Raw genomic sequence first — 6,007 nt, 5'->3', positions numbered from 1 at the left:
AAAGTACGGTTGGGGGGGAAGTTGAGATGGTATCTACAAGGAAAATTAAAAGGATTGAGTCCTGTGCAATATAGAACTCAATCCTTGAATTAAATCAGTCTAACTTTTTGGGGGCAGATCACTGCGTGTGTCCGTTTATTAAATATAACAAATTAGGGATTGTCATCAGTCTGAGCAATAGTAAATCACTGTCGCTTTTATTTTATTGGTGTTGATTTTTTATGGTTGTACGAAATTACTTACTCGATTTTGGGCTGAAATTTCGTCAGCTTCAGCGAGCAATTTAGCAATAGCTTGTCGGTAGGTGATTTCAAGAGAATGGCGGCTAGTTGCGATAACACCTTGATCGTTTAAGAAACCATCATTGACATCATAGACCCAGCCGTGAATAGAAAGTGCTTTCCCACGTTTCCACGCAGCATCAACAATAGATGAACGCCCTAAGTTATACACTTGTTCCGCAACATTTAGGCGAGTGAGAATATCTGCTCGTTGTTCGTAAGATAATTTACCTAATAAGTGGCTATGTTTAAACCATAAATCTTTAATATGAAGTAGCCAGTTATTGATTAAACCAAAATCTTCTGTACCAATAGCCGCTTTAATACCTCCACAGTTTGTATGTCCACAGATGATGATATGCTCAATATCAAGTACATCAACTGCATATTGCACCACAGATAAACAGTTTAAATCCGTATGAATGACCATATTAGCAACATTGCGATGAACAAAAAGCTCACCAGGCTCTAATCCTGTTAATTTCTCAGCAGGCACACGGCTATCAGAGCAACCAATCCAAAGATAATTGGGTTTTTGATGTTCAGCAAGCTGTTTAAAATAATCAGATTGCTCATCTTTCATTTGGGTTGCCCAAGCGTGATTATTGGCGAATAGTCGTTCTATTTTCTTCATTATTGGCTTCCTGAATGTAAGATTGGCGAATAACTATCCTAAATAAGTATCTAGGATAGTTAGATAGAGAGAAGATATTATTTCTTATGGCTATGTTCTGCCATTTTTTGGCGAATGCCACGACGTTCTTTAGAAAGTTCTGCATTACGGATCATATAGTCATCTACACGATTTTCATAATCTTCACGCATATTAGCAATAATTGCTCTAATTTCTTCTACTGACATTGAGTCGGTAATATATTGGTTAAGGTTATCTAGTAATAAAATACGTTTTTGATTATCACGAATTTTACGATCATTATCAGCAGTTTCTCTTAATAGTTTGTTTTTTAAACGGTAGAGATGAACGTATTCCAACATATCTTGGAAAGATTGTTTTTTTGCATTTTCCATTAGTAGATCCTCTAAGTAGTAATAATAAGTAGTGGAATGCTAGACTTTTTCTTGTTGTTCGTCAAAAGGTTTATCAATGGAAACAACAGAAAAATAAGGCTGTTATTGACTATATAAGATGTGCTAAAATCTGAAGATTATTTGACAGTATTTAATATGGGAGAAAAAATGACCAGCGCAAGTAAACGTTCTGTACCAACACTTTTTTCAGAAAAAACAGATATTTATAGCCATCAGGTTCGTATTGTATTAGCCGAGAAAGGGGTAGCGTACGAGATTGAAAATATTGCACCCAATACGATTTCTGAAGATTTAATGGAAGTTAATCCACGTGGAACTATTCCAACATTAGTTGATCGTGATTTAGTTTTGTCAAATGCTCGAATCATTATGGAATATCTTGATGAGCGTTTCCCACACCCACCTTTAATGCCTGTTTATCCAGTGTTGCGCGCACAGTGCCGTTTAAATATGCACCGAATCCAAAACGATTGGTATTCACTGATTGATCTTGTTGATAGAGATCCAACCACAGAAGAGGCTCAAAAGGCCTTAAAACAGTTGAAAGAAGAAGTATTATCTTTAGGCCCTGTATTTGCAGAAACAACTTATTTCCTAAGTGAAGATTTTAGCTTAGTGGATTGCTACATTGCTCCATTATTATGGCGTATGCACAATTTAGGTGTTGAGTTTACAGGTGCGGGAAGTAAAGCAGTAAAAGCCTATATGACTAGAGTGTTTAAACGTGATAGTTTTGTGCAATCTGTGGGTGGAAGTGCACCTAAAAATTTAATGGATGATAAAGACTAATGAAACCCTTACGTCCTTATCTTTATCACGCATATTATAATTGGCTATTAGATAACGATTATACCCCTTATCTTTTAGTAAATACATCATATCCTGATGTTGATGTTCCTACTGAGTTTGTGCGTGATGGCAAAATTATCTTAAATATTTCACCACGTTCTATTGGGCAATACGTTGTAAATGATGATGCAATTAGTTTTAATGCCCGTTTTCAAGGAATGTTGCGTGATATTTATATCCCATTTGGTGCGGCTGAAGCTATCTATGCTCAAGAAACAGGCGATGGTGTAATGTTTCAGGAAGAAGCTTATTATGATGAGCAACAATATCTAGCACGCTCAACAGAGCAGGCAGAAACCACAAAAGTAAAAAAAGCACCTAAAACTAAGCCAACACACCTAAAATTAGTAAAGTAATATAGCCATTCTTAATAAGCGGTGAGATTTTGCAAAATATTTGCATTATCTTACCGCTTTTTTTATAACCTTAAATAAAGCGTTTTAATCTAGGATCAAAAAGTACATTGCATTGAAATGTGTTTTTATTATAATAAGGTTGTATTTCATTGAAATACATATTTAACTTAAATTTAGGAGAATGAAAATGTCTAGAAGTAATGCGGCCTTCAGTTTTAGAGTGGCAGAGGGCGTAAAAATGAAAGCCTTTCAAGTTATAGAACAATATGGATTTACACCATCTCAAGTATTGACTTTGTTTTTAACAGAGATTGCTAATACAAGAACAATTCCTATCAATTTGTCCTATTTGAAACCTAATAATGAAACATTGGAAGCTATAAGTGAAGTCAGAAACGGTAAGGCTGAACGTCATAGCATTAACGATACTAACATTTTTAGTGTAATGCGAGAAATAGCCAAAGACGAGCATCATAATGAAGCAAAATAATAAATTAAAGGAATATGAATTAACTAAGCCATTTAAGAGAGACATTGCCAAATTAGCAAAAAGTAATCCTGAGATTTTAGTCAGTGATAGATACACAGAAGTATTTAATGCTTTATTAAATGGAAAAGAACTCCCTATAATTTATAAGGATCACGCTTTATCAGGAGATATGGAAGGGATACGAGACTGCCATATTTATAATGATCTTGTACTACTTTACGAAATAAGAGAAGATGTAATCTCTTTTATCCGTTTAGCTTCACATTCTGACATTTTCGACTAATCAACGGACAGAAATAGAAAGTATCTTGGGGAATTGAGATAACTTGCTATTTCTATTTTTTATTTTCAAAAAACACTTGCTTAATTATCAAAGATAAATTAAATTTACATCAAATGTACTTTTGTAATAGTACAAAAATGCAAAATCTTATCTTTATCTAGTAAGGAAGTTATATGAAATTACGCAAAACATTATTGATTAGTGCATTAAGTTTATTCTCTGTGGCGAGTATTGCTCAGGAAAAATTACATAACGTTGCGATTACCGCCATCGTAGAACACCCAGCATTAGATACTATCCGTCAAGGTGTTGTAGAAGAACTGGCAAGAGAAGGTTTTGTCGATGGGAAGAATATTAAAATTGATTTCCAATCGGCACAAGGTAGTACTGCAACAGCGGCACAGATTGCACGTAAATTTGTGGGCGACAAAGCCGACATTATTATTCCAATTACCACCCCAAGTGCTCAACCAGTGGTAGCCGCTACTCGTAGCATTCCGATTGTCTTTTCTGGGGTAACTGATCCAGTGGCAGCAAAATTAGTTAAATCTTGGGAGCCAAGTGGAACAAATGTAACAGGGATCTCTGATCATAAAGACATTGAACCACAACTTTCACTCATTCAAACATTAGTACCAAACTTAAAAGCGGTTGGCTATGTGTATAGTGCAGGGGAAGTAAACTCAGCGATTGTACTTGATGAATTAAAAGAAGCGAGTAAAAAAGTGAATATTCAAGTGGTGCCTGTTGCAGTACAACGTAGTGCAGATATTGGTACAGCTGCTCGTAGCCTAAATGGTAAAGTACAAGCGATTTATATTTCTGAAGATAATGCGGTAGTTTCTGCTTATGAAGCATTACATAAGGCTGCATTAGAAGCAAAAATCCCTGTGATTGCAGCAGATAAAGATACCGTAGAACGTGGAGCATTAGCGGCTTATGCAGTAAACCAATATGATATTGGTGCGGAAACAGGTAAAGTTGTAGCTCGCATTTTACGCGGTGAAAAAGCAGGGGCTATTGCCACTCATTCTGTTAGCAAAATGGAATTATCAATCAACCAACAGACTGCAAAAGAATTAGGCATTACCGTACCTGAAACCTTATTAAAAGAAGCAAAAAGTGTATTCTAAATCATTTGAAATATACAAAGGCAATGTGGGGAGAATGATCCCCACTTACTTAATCTAAATTGCTTACTGACCCGAAACTTTCATTGTGTCTAATAAAATAGAACCTGTTTGAATATTTGAGCGGTGTTCAATATCATCAGCCACTGCAACCATATTTTGATACATCTCTTGTAACTTGCCTGCAATGGTAATTTCTGCCACTGGGTAGCAAATCTCGCCATTTTCAACCCAAAAACCTGCTGCACCACGAGAATACTCACCTGTTACACCATTGATTGCACTACCAAGCATTTCGGTAACTAATAGCCCCGTTCCCATCTCTTTAAGCAAGGTATCTAACCCTCCAGTGCGGTTTGGTTTGACCAACCAGTTGTGAATACCACCTGCGTGTCCTGTGGTTTGCATACCCAGTTTTCGACCGCTATAACTGGTCAAAAGATAAGTTTGTAAAATGCCGTCTGTAATAATTTCTCGGTTTTCCGTTCTCACCCCTTCGCTATCAAAAGCGGACGATGCGAGCTGTTGTAATAAATGCGGTCGTTCTGAAATCGCAAACCAATCAGGCAGAATTTTTTCGCCTAATTTATCTTGTAAAAAACTAGATTTACGATATAACGCACCGCCACTAATCGCCCCTGCTAAATGTCCGATTAAACCTGTTGCCACATCGTTGTAGAAAATAACAGGTACTTCACAGGTGGCTAATTGGCGTGGGTTTAAACGATCTACTGCTTTTAAACCAGCCTGTTTTCCCACCCATTCTGGCGTGGCAAGCTGATTAAACTGGCGAGAAATGGTGTATTCATAGTCTCTTTCTAGTTGATCTTGATAGGCAGAAATCACGCTACAAGAGAGCGAATAACGGCTAGATAAATAGCTTTGTAACATTCCGTGTGTATTTCCATAAACACGAATACCGCTATGGGAATTAAATGTCGCACCATCGCTGTTTACAATGCGTTCATCGCTATTTAAGGCGTGATGTTCCGTTTCTATTGCCAGTTGCACTGCTTGATCCACATCGATCTCAGCGTGGTGATATAAATCTAAATCGACAGTTTCAAACGCCATCATTTCTTTGTCCGCCAAACCAGTACAATTATCTTCCGATGTATATTTTGCAATCGCTAAGGCAGATTCCACCGCTTGTTGAATAGACGCTGGTTGTAAGTCGGAAGTAGAGGCATTGCCTTTACGTTTACCTAAATAAACGGAAATACCTAACGCACCATCATTATTAAATTCAATATTTTCTGTCTGTTCTAAACGGGTAGAAACCGATAACCCCGCTACTTTTGTTACCGCTACTTCTGCTGTTGCCCCTGCTTTTTTTGCAAAAGATAAAGCTGAACTTACCGCTTCTCTTAATATTTCTTCTTGTTGTTGTAGTTCTTGTTTGGTGGTTAAAGCCATTATTTATCCTTATTTTTAACATCATTTTTGCTGAGAGAAATTTGACCTAAAGGTAATTTCAGCATAGAATGGAAAGCGAAAAATCATAGCAGAAAAGCCTATCCTTTGCGATAGGCTTTTTAATTACTAGTTATTATAAAGAGTGGGATTTT

9 protein-coding genes are annotated in these 6,007 nt (G+C 36.7%); 6 read left to right on the top strand and 3 right to left on the bottom strand.

Features of this window, described 5'->3' with window-relative positions; translation table 11 throughout:
- Window positions 1-9: 9 nt before the first annotated feature.
- Window positions 10-93 (top strand): IS3 family transposase, encoded by an 84-nt coding sequence (locus ACWIW0_RS06115; RefSeq protein WP_454452627.1) that lies wholly within the window; start codon window positions 10-12, stop codon window positions 91-93.
- Between the two features lie 126 nt (window positions 94-219).
- Here ACWIW0_RS06115 and can read toward each other — a convergent pair whose 3' ends face one another.
- Entirely contained in the window at window positions 220-915 is a 696-nt protein-coding gene (can, locus tag ACWIW0_RS06110) for a carbonate dehydratase (RefSeq protein WP_454452624.1), read from the bottom strand.
- A 77-nt stretch (window positions 916-992) separates the two neighbouring features.
- On the bottom strand, window positions 993-1,310 hold the full coding sequence (locus ACWIW0_RS06105; RefSeq protein ID WP_454444162.1) for a DUF496 family protein: 318 nt from the start codon (window positions 1,308-1,310) through the stop codon (window positions 993-995).
- A gap of 168 nt (window positions 1,311-1,478) precedes the next feature.
- On the opposite strand from ACWIW0_RS06105, the gene ACWIW0_RS06100 reads away from it, so the two are divergent.
- The 5 genes from ACWIW0_RS06100 (at window position 1,479) to ACWIW0_RS06080 (ending at window position 4,442) form a co-directional block, all read left to right on the top strand.
- Entirely contained in the window at window positions 1,479-2,120 is a 642-nt protein-coding gene (locus tag ACWIW0_RS06100) for a glutathione S-transferase N-terminal domain-containing protein (RefSeq protein ID WP_454446585.1), read from the top strand.
- On the top strand, window positions 2,120-2,536 hold the full coding sequence (locus tag ACWIW0_RS06095) for a ClpXP protease specificity-enhancing factor (RefSeq protein ID WP_454452623.1): 417 nt from the start codon (window positions 2,120-2,122) through the stop codon (window positions 2,534-2,536). The genes ACWIW0_RS06100 and ACWIW0_RS06095 overlap by 1 nt, the downstream gene beginning before the upstream one ends.
- A gap of 187 nt (window positions 2,537-2,723) precedes the next feature.
- Complete coding sequence (locus tag ACWIW0_RS06090; protein ID WP_454444159.1) at window positions 2,724-3,026, top strand: type II toxin-antitoxin system RelB/DinJ family antitoxin; 303 nt, start codon at window positions 2,724-2,726, stop codon at window positions 3,024-3,026.
- Complete coding sequence (locus ACWIW0_RS06085; protein WP_454446583.1) at window positions 3,013-3,309, top strand: type II toxin-antitoxin system RelE/ParE family toxin; 297 nt, start codon at window positions 3,013-3,015, stop codon at window positions 3,307-3,309. Before ACWIW0_RS06090 ends, ACWIW0_RS06085 begins: the two co-directional genes overlap by 14 nt.
- Window positions 3,310-3,482: 173 nt before the next feature.
- A complete protein-coding gene (locus ACWIW0_RS06080) occupies window positions 3,483-4,442 on the top strand; it encodes an ABC transporter substrate-binding protein (protein ID WP_454452622.1) in 960 nt (319 codons plus the stop codon).
- 63 nt (window positions 4,443-4,505) lie between these two features.
- Here the strand turns inward: ACWIW0_RS06080 and pmbA are convergent, their stop codons facing one another.
- Window positions 4,506-5,855: a metalloprotease PmbA gene (pmbA, locus tag ACWIW0_RS06075; RefSeq protein ID WP_454452621.1), complete on the bottom strand. Its 1,350-nt coding sequence runs from the start codon at window positions 5,853-5,855 to the stop codon at window positions 4,506-4,508.
- Between the last annotated feature and the right edge of the window lie 152 nt (window positions 5,856-6,007).

It is taken from the genome of Ursidibacter sp. B-7004-1, from assembly GCF_053654055.1.
This window is presented reverse-complemented; position numbering and strand designations above follow the sequence as displayed.